General features: G+C 72.8%; 13 protein-coding genes. 5 read left to right on the top strand and 8 right to left on the bottom strand.

The window, feature by feature from the left end:
• A complete protein-coding gene (gene hutC, locus RC1_RS15470; protein ID WP_012568374.1) occupies positions 1–831 on the bottom strand; it encodes a histidine utilization repressor in 831 nt (276 codons plus the stop codon).
• Positions 832–975: 144 nt separating this feature from the next.
• On the opposite strand from hutC, the gene RC1_RS15465 reads away from it, so the two are divergent.
• Positions 976–1,431 carry a hypothetical protein gene (locus tag RC1_RS15465; RefSeq protein WP_012568373.1) on the top strand — a complete coding sequence of 152 codons (456 nt, stop codon included), beginning with the start codon at positions 976–978 and terminating at the stop codon, positions 1,429–1,431.
• Positions 1,432–1,460: 29 nt separating this feature from the next.
• Here RC1_RS15465 and RC1_RS21860 read toward each other — a convergent pair whose 3' ends face one another.
• Together RC1_RS21860 and RC1_RS15460 are read right to left on the bottom strand one after the other, a co-directional pair.
• Positions 1,461–1,631 carry a hypothetical protein gene (locus tag RC1_RS21860; protein ID WP_012568372.1) on the bottom strand — a complete coding sequence of 57 codons (171 nt, stop codon included), beginning with the start codon at positions 1,629–1,631 and terminating at the stop codon, positions 1,461–1,463.
• A gap of 78 nt (positions 1,632–1,709) precedes the next feature.
• Positions 1,710–2,312, bottom strand: a complete 603-nt coding sequence (locus RC1_RS15460; RefSeq protein WP_041785435.1) for a pseudouridine synthase — start codon at positions 2,310–2,312, stop codon at positions 1,710–1,712.
• 194 nt (positions 2,313–2,506) lie between these two features.
• Here RC1_RS15460 and RC1_RS15455 point away from each other — a divergent pair, with 194 nt between their 5' ends.
• Positions 2,507–3,289 carry a superoxide dismutase gene (locus tag RC1_RS15455; protein ID WP_012568370.1) on the top strand — a complete coding sequence of 261 codons (783 nt, stop codon included), beginning with the start codon at positions 2,507–2,509 and terminating at the stop codon, positions 3,287–3,289.
• A gap of 31 nt (positions 3,290–3,320) precedes the next feature.
• On the opposite strand, the gene RC1_RS15450 is transcribed toward RC1_RS15455, so the two are convergent.
• The 3 genes from RC1_RS15450 to RC1_RS15440 all read right to left on the bottom strand — a co-directional run bounded on the left by RC1_RS15450 (position 3,321) and on the right by RC1_RS15440 (position 8,799).
• Positions 3,321–4,118, bottom strand: a complete 798-nt coding sequence (locus tag RC1_RS15450; RefSeq protein WP_012568369.1) for a TrmH family RNA methyltransferase — start codon at positions 4,116–4,118, stop codon at positions 3,321–3,323.
• 146 nt (positions 4,119–4,264) lie between these two features.
• On the bottom strand, positions 4,265–7,447 hold the full coding sequence (locus RC1_RS15445; protein WP_012568368.1) for an efflux RND transporter permease subunit: 3,183 nt from the start codon (positions 7,445–7,447) through the stop codon (positions 4,265–4,267).
• A complete protein-coding gene (locus tag RC1_RS15440) occupies positions 7,444–8,799 on the bottom strand; it encodes an efflux RND transporter periplasmic adaptor subunit (RefSeq protein ID WP_012568367.1) in 1,356 nt (451 codons plus the stop codon). The genes RC1_RS15445 and RC1_RS15440 overlap by 4 nt, the downstream gene beginning before the upstream one ends.
• 331 nt (positions 8,800–9,130) lie before the next feature.
• On the opposite strand from RC1_RS15440, the gene RC1_RS15435 reads away from it, so the two are divergent.
• From RC1_RS15435 to RC1_RS20320, 3 genes are all read left to right on the top strand, one after another.
• Positions 9,131–9,340 carry a hypothetical protein gene (locus RC1_RS15435; protein ID WP_012568366.1) on the top strand — a complete coding sequence of 70 codons (210 nt, stop codon included), beginning with the start codon at positions 9,131–9,133 and terminating at the stop codon, positions 9,338–9,340.
• Positions 9,341–9,533: 193 nt separating this feature from the next.
• The gene (gene pyp, locus RC1_RS15430; RefSeq protein ID WP_012568365.1) at positions 9,534–12,185 is read left to right on the top strand and encodes a photoactive yellow protein; all 2,652 of its coding nucleotides are present in this window, start codon (positions 9,534–9,536) and stop codon (positions 12,183–12,185) included.
• Between the two features lie 390 nt (positions 12,186–12,575).
• Complete coding sequence (locus RC1_RS20320; RefSeq protein ID WP_012568364.1) at positions 12,576–13,616, top strand: SH3 domain-containing protein; 1,041 nt, start codon at positions 12,576–12,578, stop codon at positions 13,614–13,616.
• Between the two features lie 70 nt (positions 13,617–13,686).
• On the opposite strand, the gene RC1_RS20315 is transcribed toward RC1_RS20320, so the two are convergent.
• Positions 13,687–14,259, bottom strand: coding sequence for a hypothetical protein (locus RC1_RS20315; protein WP_012568363.1), 573 nt, complete (start codon positions 14,257–14,259; stop codon positions 13,687–13,689).
• A 14-nt stretch (positions 14,260–14,273) separates the two neighbouring features.
• A complete protein-coding gene (locus RC1_RS15415) occupies positions 14,274–16,199 on the bottom strand; it encodes a DUF294 nucleotidyltransferase-like domain-containing protein (RefSeq protein WP_012568362.1) in 1,926 nt (641 codons plus the stop codon).
• Positions 16,200–16,248: the final 49 nt, after the last annotated feature.

Raw genomic sequence — 16,248 nt, 5'->3', positions numbered from 1 at the left:
TCAGCCCGGCCGGAAGCGGCCGCCCAGCCGGTAGCGGCCGCCGGGGAACCAGAGTTCGACCAGGGAGGCGACACGCCCCTCTGCACGCGCCTCCGCTCCCTCGGCCGGCTCTCCTTCCGTTTCCGCCTCACCCGCGGCGATCCAGGTGCGCCGGCGCAGCAGCAGGCAGGGCTCGCCCACCTCCATGTCCAGCAGGGTGCGGATGCGGGCGTCGGGCAGCACGGCCTCGACCAGATGCTCGACCTCCCGCACCGGGGCGACGGCCAGCAGATGCTCCGACGGCGTGGCGCGGGCGAAGTCCTGGGCCAGATAGTCGGGCGCGGCGTCGGGTGCCACCCAGCGGTCTTCCAGCAGGATCGGGCGGCCGTTCTCGGCATGCACCAGGATCGAATGGAACAGCGGCGTCCCCGCCGGCCGACCGAAGCCTTCCGCCACCTCGCCCGCCGCCGGCTCCGTCGCCAGATGCAGCACGCGGGCGGAATGGGCGCCGCCGCGGGCCTGGATCTCGTCGGCGATGTTGCGGATCTCCAGCACCGTGCCCAGGGGCTTGGCCGGGGCGACGAAGGTGCCCGCCCCGGCGACGCGGGTCAGCCGCCCCTCCGCCGTCAGTTCGCGCAGGGCGCGGTTCGCCGTCATGCGCGAGACGCCCAGCGCCGCCACCAGCTCGTGCTCGGAGGGCACGCGGTCGCCGGGTTGCAGGGCGCCGTCGCGGATGCGCTCCAGCACATAGGCCTTCACCCGGCGGTAGAGCGGCGCCTCCGTCCCGCCGCCGTCCGTTCCCGTCCTGCCGCCGCTGCCCGCGCCGGGCTGCGTCCTTCCGTCGTCCAGCACCACCGTTCCCCTGCCGCCCGGGCGACCCCATCTCCAGGACCGTCCCACCCGGCACCACCATAGCCGTCCGGGTGCGGGCGGGTAAGCCCGGACCGGCGCAGAGAGGGCCGGGAGGGATCGGAGACCTGTGGAGCGGGCGGCGGCATGACGACACTCTTCCTCGACCTCGACGGCGTGCTGGCCGACTTCGACCGCGGGGTGGAACGGGTCACCGGCCGCCGGCCGGACCAGTTGACCACCCGCGAGATGTGGCAGGCGCTGGCGCGGGATGCGGATTTCTTCGGCACGCTGGCGCTGATGGCCGATGCCCGCGAGCTGTGGGACTACTGCGCCCCGCACCGGCCGGTGATCCTGACCGGCATGCCGCGGGGCGACTGGGCCGAGGCGCAGAAGCGCCGCTGGGTCGCCAACATGCTGGGGGCGGAGGTGGAGGTCATCACCTGCATGGCGCGGGACAAGCCGGACTGGTCCGGCCCCGGCCGGGTGCTGGTGGACGACCACGAGAAGACCCGCGAGGGCTGGGAGGCGCGCGGCGGCCATTTCGTCCTGCACAGCTCCGCCGCCCTGTCCATCGCGGCGCTGAAGGCGCTGGGATACTAGGCCCCGTCCGGGGCCCGGTCGGGGCCCCCTCAGCGGCCGAGACGGCGCAGCCCCATCCGCACGCCCACGCCGGCCAGCAGCACGACCAGGACGGCCAGCAGCACCAGCATCAGCGCCCCGCCCAGGACCGCCTCCAGCGTGTCCCAGAACCCGACCTGGGCGATCAGGATGACGAGCAGAAGGAAGATGAACAGGGGCATGGGCGCACCTCCGTCGGGATCGGCCGCTGGTGTCGGCGTCTGTCCTGCCAACGGCCGCGCCGGCCGGCTGTTCCCCGCTCAGCGCCGGGGCGGGCGCGGCGAGGGAGGGGGGGACGGACGGGGCGACGGACGGGGGGACGGGGGCGCTGCCTCGCGCCACTCCCCGGGGGCCAGCCCCTCCAGGGTCCAGGGGCCGACGGCCCGGCGCACCAGCCGCAGGGTGGGCAGCCCGACCGCCGCCGTCATGCGCCGGACCTGACGGTTGCGCCCCTCGCGCAGGGTCAGCTCCAGCCAGGCGGTGGGGATGGACTTCCGGAAGCGGACCGGCGGCGTGCGCGGCCAGAGGCCGGGCGGCTCCGGAATGGCGCGCACCTCCGCCGGCAGGGTCGGGCCGTCGTTCAGCACGACGCCGCGGCGGAGCGCCTCCAGCGCCGCATCCTCCGGTATGCCCTCCACCTGCGCCCAGTAGGTCTTCGCCATCTTGTGCCGGGGGTCCGCGATGCGGGCGGTCAGGGCGCCGTCGTCGGTCAGCACCACCAGCCCTTCGCTGTCGCGGTCCAGCCGGCCGGCGGCATAGACCCCCGGCACCGGCACGAAGTCCTTCAGCGTCGCCCGCCCGTCCGCATCGGTGAACTGGCAGAGCACGTCATAGGGTTTGTTCAGCAGGATCACGCGGGTCATGGCCCTGCTTCCCATGCCGCGGACCGCCCGGCAAGGGGGACTGGCACGCAAGAGCGGGCGCCCGACATGATTGCCCCGGACGGGGCCTGCCGCCCGTCGCCGCCACCCGTCCGGGGAATGGCACCGTCGGGCGGCAGGCACGACCTGTTGCAGACGATCCCGTTGCGCCTGAGCCCTTTCCGGAAGGACCCGAGATGCCGATGCCGACCCGCCGCCGCCTGCTCGCCACCGCCGCCACGGCCGCGGTCGCCGCCGCGACCTTCGCCCGCCTGCCCGCCAGCGCCCAGGGCAGTCCCCCTCCCGGAAGCGGCCCGTCGGACAGCAGGCCGCCCGGAAACCGGCAGACCGGCAGCCCCTTCACCCTCCCGGAGCTTCCCTATGACGTGACGGCGCTGGAGCCGCACATCGATGCCCGGACCATGGGCCTGCACCATGGCAAGCACCATCAGGCCTACGTCACGAACCTGAACAACGCCCTGGCCGAGCACAGCCAGTTGCATGGCCTGTCGCTGACCGACCTGCTGAAGCGCCTGGGCGAGCTGCCGGAGGGCATCCGCACCGCCGTGCGCAACAATGGCGGCGGCCACGCCAACCACAGCATGTTCTGGACCATCATGGGGCCGAACGGCGGCGGTGAGCCGACCGGCGCGGTCGGGGAGGCCATCGCCCGCGACTTCGGCGCCTTCGAGGACTTCAAGAAGACGTTCAACGAGGCCGGCACCAAGCAGTTCGGCTCGGGCTGGGTCTTCGTCACCGTCGATCCCGCCGGCAGGCTGGAGATCGTCGCGCGTCCGAACCAGGACACGCCGCTGATGGACGGCAGGCCGGTGCTGATGGGCAACGACGTGTGGGAGCACGCCTATTACCTGACGTACCAGAACCGCCGCGCCGACTATCTGGCCGCGTGGTGGAACACGGTGAACTGGGGCGCCGTGAACCAGCGCCTGTCCGCCATCCGGAACGGCAGCGTGCTCTGACGGCGTTTCCCGCCGCCGGGGGCCGCCGGCCTCAGGGCCGCGTCATCTCCCAGGCCAGGATGGCGGCGGTGGCCGCCACGTTCAGGGACTGCACCTGCCCCGCGCCAGGGATGGTCGCCAGCTCGGCGCAGGCGCGCAGCGTCTCCGCCGGCAGGCCGTCCTCCTCGTTGCCCAGCAGCACGGCCGGCGGCTTCGGCCCGCCGGTCAGCCGGCCCAGGGCGGGGTGCCCGCCCAGCGCCGTGCCGACGACGCGGTAACTCTCCGCCAGCCGCCGCACCGCCGTGGCGAAGCGGTCGGCGCGGTAGATCTGGACATACTCGAAGCCGCCCTCGGCCACGCGGTAGGCGGATTCCGACGGCTGCGCCTGCTCCGGATGGTCGGAGATCACCAGCCGGTCCAGCCCGAAGAAGGCGGCCGTGCGCACGATGGCGCCCAGATTGTGCGGGTTGCCGATGCCGTCCAGCAGCAGCAGCGGCCGGCCCTCCGCCGCCCAGCGCTTCGCCCAGTCGGGGTTGAAGGGCAGCACCTGCCGCGGCTCGGCCACGGCGACGACGCCGCCGTGCAGCGGCGTGCCGGCGACCCTGTCCAGCTCCTCCTTCTCCACCAGCCGGTAGGGCTTCCGCGCCTCCGCCAGCCGGGCGCAGAAGGGGCCGACCGCCTGCCGGTGGCGCTCCTCGTAGAACAGGCGCTGCACGCGGTCGGGGTCGCGCGCGAAGACCGCCGCCACCGCCGGCAGCCCGCAGATGCGGAACGGCTTCGGCGGGGCCGCCTTGGCCGGGGTGGGGCGGGACTGGAAGGGCCGGGGGGCGCGGGGCGGGGCGGAGGACATGGCGGCGACCGATGGGCTGCGGGGCCCCCTTCATTGGCACGCCCCGGTCCGGCCGCACAAGGCGCTTGCCCGCAACGCCAACCGCCCCGCCCGGAGGAACCGGACGGGGCGGCAGGATCGACGGCAGGGCAGGCACAGGGGCGGGCTCACTCGGCCGGCGTGCGGACCGGCGGTCGGGCCGGGCGGGGGGCGTCGGGGTCGCGGGCCAGCCAGCGGCCGCCCCGCTTCAGTCCCCGCCAGACCCGGCCGGCGCCGGACTTCGCGTCCTCCACCACCATCAGCATGGCCGGCATCAGCAGCAGGACCAGCAGCGTGGCGGTGCCGATGCCGAACACGAAGGTGATCGCCATCGGGATCATGAACTGCGCCTGGAGCTGCGTCTCCAGCATCAGCGGCAGCAGGCCGAAGATGGTGGTGAGCGAGGTCAGGGCGACCTGGCGCAGGCGCTCCACCGCCCCGTCCACGACGGCGAGGTGCAGCGGCTCGCCCGCCGCGTGGCGCTCGTCGATGCTGGTGACGACCTGGATGCTGTCGTTCACCAGGATGCCGGCCATGCCCATGATGCTGATGTAGCTGAACATGGTCATGTCGGCGCCCATGATCCAGTGGCCGTACACCGCCCCCGCCACGGAGAAGGGGATCACCGCCATCACCGCCGCGGGGCGGGTGAAGCTGCCCATGATCCAGGCCAGGACCAGATAGATGCCGACCAGCGCCACCAGGATGCCGGCGTAGAAGTCGGCCCAGAACTCGGCCTCCTGCTCGGCGCCGTCGCCCATGTTCCGGGCGACGCCGTACTTCTCCATGATGCGGGGCAGATGCTCCTTCTCGATGGCATCGCGGATTTCGCCCGGGTTGGACTTGTGGATGTCCACGTCGGCGAAGACGGAGACGGTGCGCAGCCCCTTGCTGCGCAGGATGCGGGCCAGACCCGGCCGCTCCTTCAGGGTGACCACGTCGCCCAGCGGCACCTCCTCCCCCGTGGGGGAGCGGAGCCGCAGGTTGCGCAGCGCCTGCTCCGACTGGTCGGCGGCGGGCAGGCGGACGCGCACCGTCACCTCCTCGTCGCCGCGGGGGAAGCGCTTGGCGATGGCGCCGTCCAGGGCGTCGCGGAGCTGGCGGCCGACGATCTCCGTCGTGAAGCCCAGGGCCTCGCCGCGCGGGGTGACGGCGGCCACCAGTTCCGGCTTGCCGGCCGGCAGGTTGTCGCGGATGCCGCTGACCCCGGCGAAGCCGCGCAGCACCTCGCGCAGTTCCAGCGACGCCTGCTTCAGCACATAGGGGTCGTCGTGCTGGAGCCGCCAGCCGATGTTGCTGCCGCCGAAGCCGGCGCTGTCCTCCTCGAACACCGCCTCGTCGATGCCCGGCAGCAGGCGCGTCTCGGCCTCCCACATCTTCATGATGTCGGTCAGTCGGTCGTCGCGCAGGTCGGCGGAGATCACCTCGGCCTCCATGCCGCCCATGTAGTCGCCGACCTGGGGCACGACACGGCCGTTCACGGTCGCACCGACCTGGCCGAAGGTCATGCTGACCAGGGCGCCGCGCTCATAGCCCAGTTTCGCTTCCACCCGGTAGAGCGCGGCTTCCGCCTCGTCGAGCTGCTGCGCCACCACCTCGCGCGGGGTGCCGGGGGAGAACAGCAGGTTCAGCGTCAGCGACTGGCCTTCCGGCTGCGGCGAGAAGGCGAAGTTGACCCGGCCGCCGGCCTGCAATCCGATGGCAAGGCACATGGCCGTGACGGCGGCCGCCACCGTGGCGTAGCGGTTGTCCACCGACCACTGCACGATGCGCTTGAAGCGGCCGTCGCGGAACCGCAGGAAGGAGCGGTCGAACCAGAGGCGGGCGCGGGAGGAGTGGCCCTTGTCGTGCTCCAGCGCGTGGCGGATGTGGCTGGGCAGGGTCAGGAAGCAGCCGACCAGACTGGCCAGGATCACCGCGATGGCGACCATGGGCAGCGGTTCGACATAGTCCCCGTTGGGACCCTGCATCATCAGCATGGGCGCGAACGCCGCCACCGTCGTCACCGAGGCGGCGACGATGGGCCAGAACATGCGCCGGGCCGCCGTCTCCACCGCGCGGGTCGGGTCCCAGCCGCGCTCCTGGAGCGTCTGGGCATGCTCGGCCACGACGATGCTGTCGTCGCAGATGATGCCCACCATCATGATCAGCGCGAACAGGCTCATCATGTTGATGCTCTGGCCGAGCCACATCATGATGGCGAAGGTGACCGAGAGCGACATCAGCACATCGACGACGATCCACCAGGTCACCCGCGGGCGCAGGAAGATGTAGAGCACCGCGAAGACCAGGATCATGCCGCCGACGGCGTTGTCGACCAGCATGTCGATGCGCTGTTCCAGGGCATCGGTCTCGCGGTCGTAGATTTCCAGCTTCAGGGTCGGCGGCAGGGTCGGGCGGATCTGCTCCAGATAGCGGTCCACCACCGCGGTGATGGCCAGCAGGTCGCCGTTCTTCGCCTTCTGGAGTTCCAGGCGGATCGCCGGGTTGCCGCTGCGGCGGCCGCTGACGGCGCCGTCCTCGTAGGTCTCGCGCACCGTGGCGATGTCGCCCAGCGTCAGCAGGCGCCCCTGGGCATCGCCGCGCAGGGTCAGCCCGGCGATCCCCGACGCCTGCTCCTGCCGGCCCAGGGTGCGGATCTGCTTCTCCACCCCGCCGGTGAGCGAGCCCGAGGGTACGTCGCTGGAGATGTCGCCGATGCGCTGGGCGACATCGCCCAGGGTGGCGTCCAGCCGGTCCAGCTCGGCGGCGGGGATCTCCACCCAGATCTCGGTGTCGCGCAGGCCCTCGACATTGATGCGGTCCACGCCGCGGGCCATCAGCCCGTCCCGGATCTGCTTCGCCCAGGCGCGCAGGGCCGGTTCGGGCAGCGGCCCCGACAGCACCAGGTTCATGATGTCGTCATAGACCAGGAACTGCTGGATGACCGGCCGTTCCGACCCCTGCGGCAGGGTGGTGACGCTGGCGACCGCCTGTTCCACCTCGGTCATGGCCCGGGTCATGTCGGTGCCGGACTTGTACTCGATGAACAGCTCGCCGATGCCCTCGCGGGAGCGGCCGACCACGTCATCCACCCCGTCCAGGTAGCGGACCTCGCGCTCCAGCGCCTCGACGATGCCGCGGTCCACGTCGTCGGCCGAAGCACCGGGCCAGACGACGGCGACGGAGATCTGGGGAATGTCGAAGTCCGGCTCCATCTGGACTTCCAGCCGCTGCATCCCCCAGACGCCGCTCAGCAGCATCAGCAGCATCAGGATGTTGGCCGCCACCTTGTGGCGGGTGAAGGAGCGGATCAGGGCATTGGGGTTCATGGTGCGTCCTCCGCCTTGGGCGCGTCCGGAGCCTTCGGCGCGGGCTGGGCTTCGGCGGCGGGGGCGCTGCGGGTGGTGACCTTCAGGCCGGGTCCGATCTCCTGGAAGCGGGTGACGACGGCGCGGTCGCCCGGTTGCAGACCACCGGACAGGTAGACGGCATCCGCCTTGACGGCGACCACCTCCACCGGGCGGGCGGCCAGCCGGCCGTCCTCGATCACATAGACGGTTCCGCCGTCATGCAGGGCGGGAGCGGGCAGCCGGATCACGTCGGCATAGAGGCGGTCGGGGATGGTGACGCTGACGAAGGCGCCCGGCCGGATCGGCTGGCCGGTCAGCGTGCCGTCGAGCTGCACGAACAGCGCGACGCCGCCCGCCGCGGTGTTGATCCGGTCATCGACGCGGACCACGCGGGCCGGGAATTCCAGCCGGTTCTGGCCCAGCGACCAGACCACCTTGGCCTCACGCCCGATCAGGCTCTCGCCGCTGGCGACCAGCCGGCCGTAGGTGTCGGTCGGCACCGTCACCTTGGCCTCCAGACGCTCGGCGCCGGAGATCACGGCGACGCGGTCGGCCGGGGTCAGGTACATGCCGGCCTCGGCCCGCGCATCGCCGACGAAACCGTCGAACGGGGCCACCAGGGTCGTCCGTGCGAGGTCGGTCTCGGCCGCCTTCACGGCAGCCTGGAGCCGGGCGATGACCGCCTGCTGCGCCCGCACGCGGGCCTGTTCGGCGGCATAGGCGTTCTGTGTCTCCTCATAGCGGGGGGCGGCGACGATGCCGCGCTGGAACAGGGTCTCCGCCCGTTCCGCCTCGCGCTGCTGGGCCTTGAGGTTGGCGCGCAGCTCGTCCAGCCGGGCGCGGGCCTCGTCCAGGTCGGCGCGGCGCTGGGCCAGGATCAGTTCGTGGTCCACCGGGTCGAGCGAGAGCAGCGTCTCCCCCTCCTTCACGACACCGCCGTCGCGCAGCGCGGGGGAGATGGAGAGCACCGCCCCGCTGACGAGCGGCCGCAGCTCCGAGGTGCGGCCGGCCAGCACGGTGCCCAGGGCGACCACCTCCGGCCGGTGGTCGCCGCGCGCCACGGTGACGGTATCCACCGCCCACTCGCGTTCGGGCTTCGTCTCGCGCGCCGGTTCGGGCTTGGTGGCGATGAAGGTGACAAGGCCGGCGACCCCGACCGCCAGGATGCCGACGGCGGTCAGGCCGCGGCGCCAGCGCCGGAACAGCCCGGGCGCCCCGGCACGGTCCCGGCGCGGGCGCGTCTTCGGCGCCGGAAACTCCACCGGGTCCGCCGGTACGGGTGCGGCCTGGGCATAGGCCTCCCGCCGGGCAAAGCTGTCGAGCGAATCCATCCCCCCTCCTGCTGCGCGTAGTCTGTCGTGCGGTCCCGGCCCGCGGCCCGATCCTTGAGGGATCGCCGGAGCCTGTGACCATTCCTGGGCAGCCTTAAGCAGAATGCGTGCCAGCCTCGGGGCACCGCCCGGACAGCCTTGATTTCCGGGGCCGGCATCCCAGGAGGGCGGTCGGAGACGTCGGAAGCGGTGGCGGATACCGCCATTCCGTGGCGATCCTCGCCACCGGGCCGGCAGCAGCGCCAGGGGGCGGGAGCAGGCCGACCTCCCGGCTGTTGAGCGTCGACCGGGTGTGGCGATCCCCGCCTCCCCGACCGGCCAGGAGCCCCCCATGACCCAGGACAGACGACCCGACCGCGCCCCGGCCCCCCGGCCTGTCGGCCAGGACGGCCGGCCCGGGCCGGGCGAAGAGACGCAGGCGCCGGAGCGGACGCCCGGGGACGGTACCCTGCAGGGCGCCACCCCGGCCGGTCTCACGGCGGAGGAGCTGCGCCGACGCGCAGAGGACACAGACCGCCCGGCCGAACCGGGCACCGGCTGAGGCGGGCGCCCGCGACGCGGCGGAGCCCCGCGGCATAGTCGCCCGGTCCGCGCGGCCACCGTCGGAAAGGCCGTGGAACGGCGGAAGGCCGTGGCATTTCCGCGACCGGAAGGATACCCGGGGAGTGTTACCTCCTTCTCGTCAGGGGGGTGCCGGCGCTACTATCGGCGGAAACCCCAGAGACGAGCCCGTCGTGCCGGACCGGACCACCGACGATTTCGGCCCCTTCACCGAGCAGATCCGCGGCACCATCGACGGGATGGGGACGGCCGAGTTCGATGCCTTGCCGGTCGGCGCCATCCAGGTGGACGGCAGCGGGGTCATCCACCGTTACAACAGGACGGAAAGCCGGCTCAGCGGCCGCATCCCCGAACGGGTCATCGGGCGCAACTTCTTCACCGAGGTGGCGCCCTGCACGAACATCCCGGCCTTCAGCGGCCGCTTCATGGACGGTGTGACCTCCGGCACGCTGGATGCCCGCTTCGACTTCGTCTTCGATTTCCAGATGGCGCCGGTGCGGGTGCAGATCCGCATGCAGAACGCGGGCGTGCCCGACCGCTACTGGATCTTCGTGCGCAAGCTGGAGGACCTGCGCCCGCCGGGACCGGCGCCCGAGGCGCCGGCCGCACACACCGCGTCGGTCACCGGCGAGGTGGTGGACTTCTCCGTCTGCGAGCAGGAGGACATCCGCCGGGTCGGCGCCATCCAGCCCTGGGGCGCGGTCCTGGCCGTCGATCCGCGGGACTGGACGGTCTGCGCCGCCAGCGACAACGCCCAGGCACTCCTGGACTGCGCCCGCCCGCCGCTGGGCCGGCCGCTGGGGGAGGTGCTGGACGCCGGTCCCCTGGCGGCGCTGCGGGACTGGCTGCCGGACCGGACCTCCCGGTCCTGGCGGGGGGAGATGGCCCGGGGGCGGCGCATCGACATCCGCGCCCACCGCAGCGGCGGCTGCGTGGTGCTGGACCTGGAGCCCCTGACCGCCCGTCCGGGCGAGGCGCCGGTGTGCTCCCTGCTGGCGGCGGTGGAGGCGGACGTGGCCGTGATCCGGCAGGCGTCCTCCCTGACCGGGCTGGCGCAGGCCTGCGCCCGCTCGGTGCGGGTCCTGACCGGGTTCGAGCGCGCCATCGTCTACCGCTTCGATGCCGACTGGCACGGCGAGGTGATCGCCGAGGACAAGGTGGAGGACTGGCCGCAGTCCTTCGCCGGACTGCACTTCCCCGCCTCGGACATCCCGCGGCAGGCGCGCGAACTGTACAGCCAGTCGCTGTCGCGCCATGTCCCCGACCGCGACTACGTGCCGGTGCCGGTCCACCGGATCGAGGGGACGGAGCCGCTGGACCTGTCCTTCTCCCGCCACCGCAGCCTGAGCCCCGTCCACCTCCAGTATCTGCGCAACATGGGCGTGACCGCGTCCATGTCCTTCTCCATCCTGGTGGAAGGGCGGCTCTGGGGCATGGTGGCGGCGCACCACCGGCAGCCGCACCATGTCGCCATCCCCCGCCGCTCCGCCGCCATGACGGTGGTGGAGGCGGTGGCGCTCAGCATCGCCGCGGTGGAGCGGGCGGAGGCGATGCGCGGCCGGCAGGTGGACCACGCCGTCCTGACGGCGCTGATGGTCCAGATGGCCTCCTCCGACGCGGTGGAGCCGGCGCTGACGCAGCAGGCGACGCGGCTGACCGACCTGTTCGGCGCCACCGGGGCAGCGCTCTCCATCGACGGTCATCTGCTGACGGTGGGCGACTGCCCGCCGCCGGCGGAGGTGGCGGCACTGCGGGCCTGGCTGGAGCCGCGCTGGGGCAGCGCCGGCCTGTTCCGCACCAGCAGCCTGTCCTCGGTCTTTCCCGACGCCACCGCCTACCGCCAGAAGGCCAGCGGCCTGCTGGCGCTGCGCCTGTCGGGCGGCGACTTCGTGATGTGGACCCGGCCGGAGGAGCCGCGGCAGATCACCTGGGGCGGCGACCCGGCGAAGCCGCTGGGCGCGGCCGGGCAGCGGCCGATGCCGCGCATCTCCTTCGACCGCTGGGTGGAGGAACGGCGCGGCCATGCCGCCCCCTGGCCGACCTGGGCGGACGAGATCGCCACCTCGCTGCGCCATGCCATCAGCGACATGATGCTGCGCCACCTGCGCCATGTGAAGGAGCTGAGCGACCAGCTCGCCGCCAGCAACGAGGCGAAGTCCCGCTTCCTGGCGAACATGAGCCACGAGCTGCGGACTCCGCTGAACGCCATCATCGGCTTCTCCGACCTGATGATGTCCGGCATGGCGGGGACGCTGCCGCCGCGCATCCAGGACTATGTGCAGAGCATCCACGCCTCGGGCGAGCACCTGCTGCGCATGGTCAACGACGTGCTGGACCTGTCGCGCATCGAGGCCGGGCGGATGGAGCTGTCGCCGGAGTCGCTGGACGCCGGCATCCTGGCGGCGGAATGCGTCGGCATGCTGCTGCCGCGGGCGGTGCGCGGCGAGGTGCTGCTGGAGGTGCAGGCGGAGTCGCCCCTGCCGCTGACGGCGGACGCGCTGCGGCTGCGCCAGATCCTGCTGAACATCATCGGCAACGCCGTGAAGTTCACCCCGCCCGGCGGCCGGGTCGATGTGCGGGCACGGGCGCTGGCCGGCGGCGGGGCCGTCTTCACCGTGCGCGACACCGGCCCCGGCATGACGCCGGAAGAGGTGCTGACCGCCATGGAGCCGTTCCGGCAGGTGGCGCAGACCCGTGCGGCGGTCGAGGGCACGGGGCTGGGCCTGCCCATCGCCAAGTCCCTGGTGGACCTGCACGCCGGCAACCTGGCCATCGAGACCGCCCCCGGCCTGGGCACCACCGTCACCATCGAGATCGGGGCCTGATCCCGCCGCCCCGCCGCCCGCAAGGCGAGCGGCAGGCGAGCACCCTGCAGGGTCACGCCCGTCTCCGGAACGGCAAGGGACAGACACCGCTCCCCATGGAGGAAGCCTGATCTTCAGCCGGCCATCTCTGCCTCGCCACCCGACGAATCCTTCAGATTGATATTCATATTCTGCTTCTCCTTTTATGATAAAAATTATTAATTCGACCGATAGTTTGAAATTCACCACAGACAAACGTACCGGCTTCGACAGGATCGGCAGTCATCGACGGCGCGCATACGTTTGTATACACGCCTTGACCGACACTTTTTTGCGGATATACCTCGATAAAATGTGCGGAAAAGAATTAATTCGCCCGGCAAAGGGCGAGCATCCATCACAGCGAGGACCATGATGAAAGTGAAAAGTGTCGTCGCGCTGGCCCTTGCCGGCTCGATGCTCTCTGCCTGCGTTTCCACCGGCACCACCATGGGGGGCGGCTCGTCGATCGCGACGGGGTCGGCCGGGGCCGCCGGCACGCAGAATGCCAACGAGCAGCTCGCACGCTGCGACCGTCCCCTGGGCACCATCGCCCTGGTGGAGAATCAGCCGAAGTCCCCGATCCTGGTCATGATGGGGCTCACCAGCCCGATTCCCGCCGTCCGTCTGGTCATGCAGCAGACCGGCTGCTTCCGCGTCGTCGCCCGCGGCGACGACTTCGAGCGCATCCAGCAGGAACGCGCGCTCGCGGCCGGCGGCTCCTTGCAGGCCGGGTCCAACCTCGGGGGCGGGCAGCTCGCGGCGGCCGATTTCATCGTGGATGTCCACGTCCTCTCGCAGAACGAGAATTCCGGCGGGAACGCCGCCGGGCTGGGCGCGTTCGTGCCGGGCATCGCCGGCGCGGTGCTGGGCGGCCTGCGCACGAAGGAGAGCACGGCGAACGTCATGCTGACCGTCACGGATGTGCGCACGGGCGTGCAGGAGGCCGTCGCCACCGGCTCGGCCGAGTCCCGGGACATCGGCTGGGCGTTCGGCGCCGGCGGCTTCGGCGCCCTGCCGATCGCGGGCGGTCTCGGCGGCTACGAGAACACGGAGATGGGCAAGACCATGATCGCGGCGATCATGGACGCCGTGAACAAGCTGGTGCCGCAGTTCCGCGCCATGCCGCAGGTCGCGGCGGCGCTGAAGGCCCCGCAGGCCACCCCGATGGCGGCGGTGTCCTCGGTGGGCGGCGTTCCGGCGGCGGTGCCGCAGCCGGGGACCACCTACCGCGCCACCGAAGGGGTGAACCTGCGCGGCGGCCCGGGGACCAGCGCCGAGGTGATCGGCCAGATCGCCCAGGGCGCCGCGGTCCAGGCCACCGGCGAGCACGAGAACGGCTGGTTCCGGGTGCGCACCGCCACCGGCCAGACCGGCTGGGTCGCCGCCCGCACCCTGCAGGCCGGGAGCTGATCCACACGGACAGACGACCCGCCCCGACCGCCGGGGCGGGTCTTCCTGCCGGGCGCGGACGGCCCCCCGACTACAGCGCCGGCCCCGATGCAGCGGCGGCCGGTGCCCGGGCCGGCGCGTCCCGGGCCGGCGTCTCTCCGGAAACGCAGGCGGCAGCCTGAAGCCCGGGGATCGTCGTCGTCGCCCAGGACAGGGCGGCGGGGTCGCCGCCGTCCCAGCCCGGCGGCACCACGGCGTCGCGGGTCCCGCCGCAGTCCACCAGATGCCGGGCCAGCAGCGTCTCCTCCCCCCGGCGCAGCAGCACCAGATCCAGCAGCACCAGCCCCGGATGGCCGGGGTGGTGGCGCCGGCTGGCCGTGTCCGCCAGCAGCAGCGCGTCGGTCACCGGCCAGACATAGGACAGCGGGTCGAACGGGCTGTGCCCCTGCACCCGGTCCAGCACCACCATGTCCGGCGGCAGCAGCCCCTCCATCCGCGGCGCCCACTGGTAGCGCAGCGCCGCGGTGACGGCGATGACGCCCAGCGCCGCCGCCACGGGGGCGAGCCAGCGCGGCGCCCGTCGCCCCGCCAGACGGAACCCCAGGAGCAGCAGGCCCGCGGCGGCGAGCGCGGCGGAGGCGGCGGCGAGAAGGTCGAGCAGCATATGCGGGTGTCCGTTCAGGCCCGGCCGCCGCGGTAGGCGGCGAGGGCCGCCGCCTGCATGGATTTCACCACGGCGAAGGCGTCCTTGAGATGGCCGCGGTCGAAGGGCGACAGCTCCTCCGGCAGCACATAGTTGTCCGGCGGCCGGTCGGCCGCCAGCAGGCGGGCCTGATGGCGCAGCCGCACCAGCCCCAGAAAGTCCAGCGCGTCGATCAGGTCGTGCGCCCCGCTGGCGCTGACCGCCCCCGCCTCCCCCGCCGCGACCAGCCGGTCACGGCTGTTCACCGGCGGCAGCCCGGCATCCAGGGCGTAGAGCCGGGCCAGATCGACGATAGGGACGAGGCCGGCATGCTTCATGTCCAGGCTGTGGCGGTGCTCCCCGCCCGGGATCAGGACGAGGTTGCGGAAGAAACCCAGCGGCGGCCGGTGCGTCATCGCCGCCCCGGTCATGTGGCCCAGGAACAGGCGGTTGCCGCGGGCGACGGCCAGGACCGTCCGTTGCAGCTCCGCCACCAGGGGCGCATGCCCGGCCACGGCCCGCATGTCGAAGAAGACGCTGGCCTTCATCAGCGCCTCCGGCTCCGGCGTGCGGATCCAGCGGCCGAACGTCTCCTTCCAGGCGGCGAGCGGCATCCGCCATGCCGGGTTGCGGGCCATCATGTCGCCGGGACACAGCTCGTAGCCGGCGTCCGCCAGCCCTTCGCAGACCAGCGCGGCGAAGCGCGCGAACCAGTCGCCATGGGCGACGGGATCGTAGGCGTCGTCGATCACCAGGGCGTTGTCCTGGTCGGAGCGCACGGTCTGCTCCTGCCGCGCCTGCGAGCCCAGCGCCATCCAGGCATAGGGCACGGGCGGCGGACCCAGCCGCCGCTCCGCCAGCTCGACCAGCCGCAGGGTGGCGGCATCGGCCAGCGCGCTGACGGCATGGCCGATGCCGTAGGCGCTGGCCCCCGTCTGCACCAGATCGTGGACGAGATGCGGCAGCGGCCGCAGCGCGTCGGCGATGCCGGCGGCATCCTCGCGGGTGCCCACGTCGGTCGCCAGGAAGGCGAAGGAACGGCCCTGCGCCCGCAGCAGGTCGGTGCCGGTGACGACGCCGACCAGCCGCCCGCCGCGCAGCACCGGCAGATGGTGGATGCGGTGGCGGGCGAGCAGGATCTGCGCCTCGAACAGCAGGGCCGTGTCCTCCACCCGCGTCGGTTCCGGCGTCATCACGGCGGAGACCGGCAGCGACGGATCGAGCCCCGCCGCCAGCACCCGGTTGCGCAGGTCGCGGTCGGTGACGATTCCGACCAGCCGGTCCGCCGCCACCACCGGCAGGCAGGAGATGTCGGCCTGCCGCATCCGGCGGGCCGCCTCGGCGATGCTGGCCTCGGGCGCGACCACCACCGGCTCCCGCCGGATCAGGTCGGCCAGACGGCGGCCCAGCAGCCCGGCGGGTCCGTCCCAGCCGGCCCGCGGGGCGGCGGGGGTGTCGCGCCGGCGCTCGCTGCCCGGCGGCGCGAAGAAGCGCCCGACCGCGGGATGCGCCGCACAGAGGCGGCGGAACTCCGCCGCCGGGATGTCGTAGAGGAGCGTGTCCTCCAGCGCCGTGATGCGGTTGCCGGCGGGGGCGTTCTCCAGCACGGCCTGGACGCCGGCCGCCTCCCCCTCCCCCCGGCGGGACAGCAGCTCGCCGGACGGGGCCCGGACCTCCAGCGCCCCGGCGGCGACAAGGCTGACGGCGGCGACCACGCCGCCGGGCTCCGCCAGCACAGCCCCCGCCGGCAGCCGGCGCACCGCGACGGCGGCAGCCAGCCCGTCCAGCTCGGCCGACGGCAGACCATCGAAGGGCGGGCGGGACAGCAGCAGGCCCCGCACCGCCTGCCCGCCCGGCAGGCGGGCTCCGGCGCCGGGCAGGAGGGGATCGGGAAGGTCGGACGGGGTCTTGTCGGCGCCCATGTCGGGAATCCCGGAACCGGGACGGGGCGGCGGCTGCCCGCCACCCCGG

Source organism: Rhodospirillum centenum SW (genome assembly GCF_000016185.1).
Lineage (GTDB): Bacteria > Pseudomonadota > Alphaproteobacteria > Azospirillales > Azospirillaceae > Rhodocista > Rhodocista centena.
Note: the sequence above shows the minus strand (reverse complement) of the source record. Positions and strands in the feature narration are given on the sequence as shown.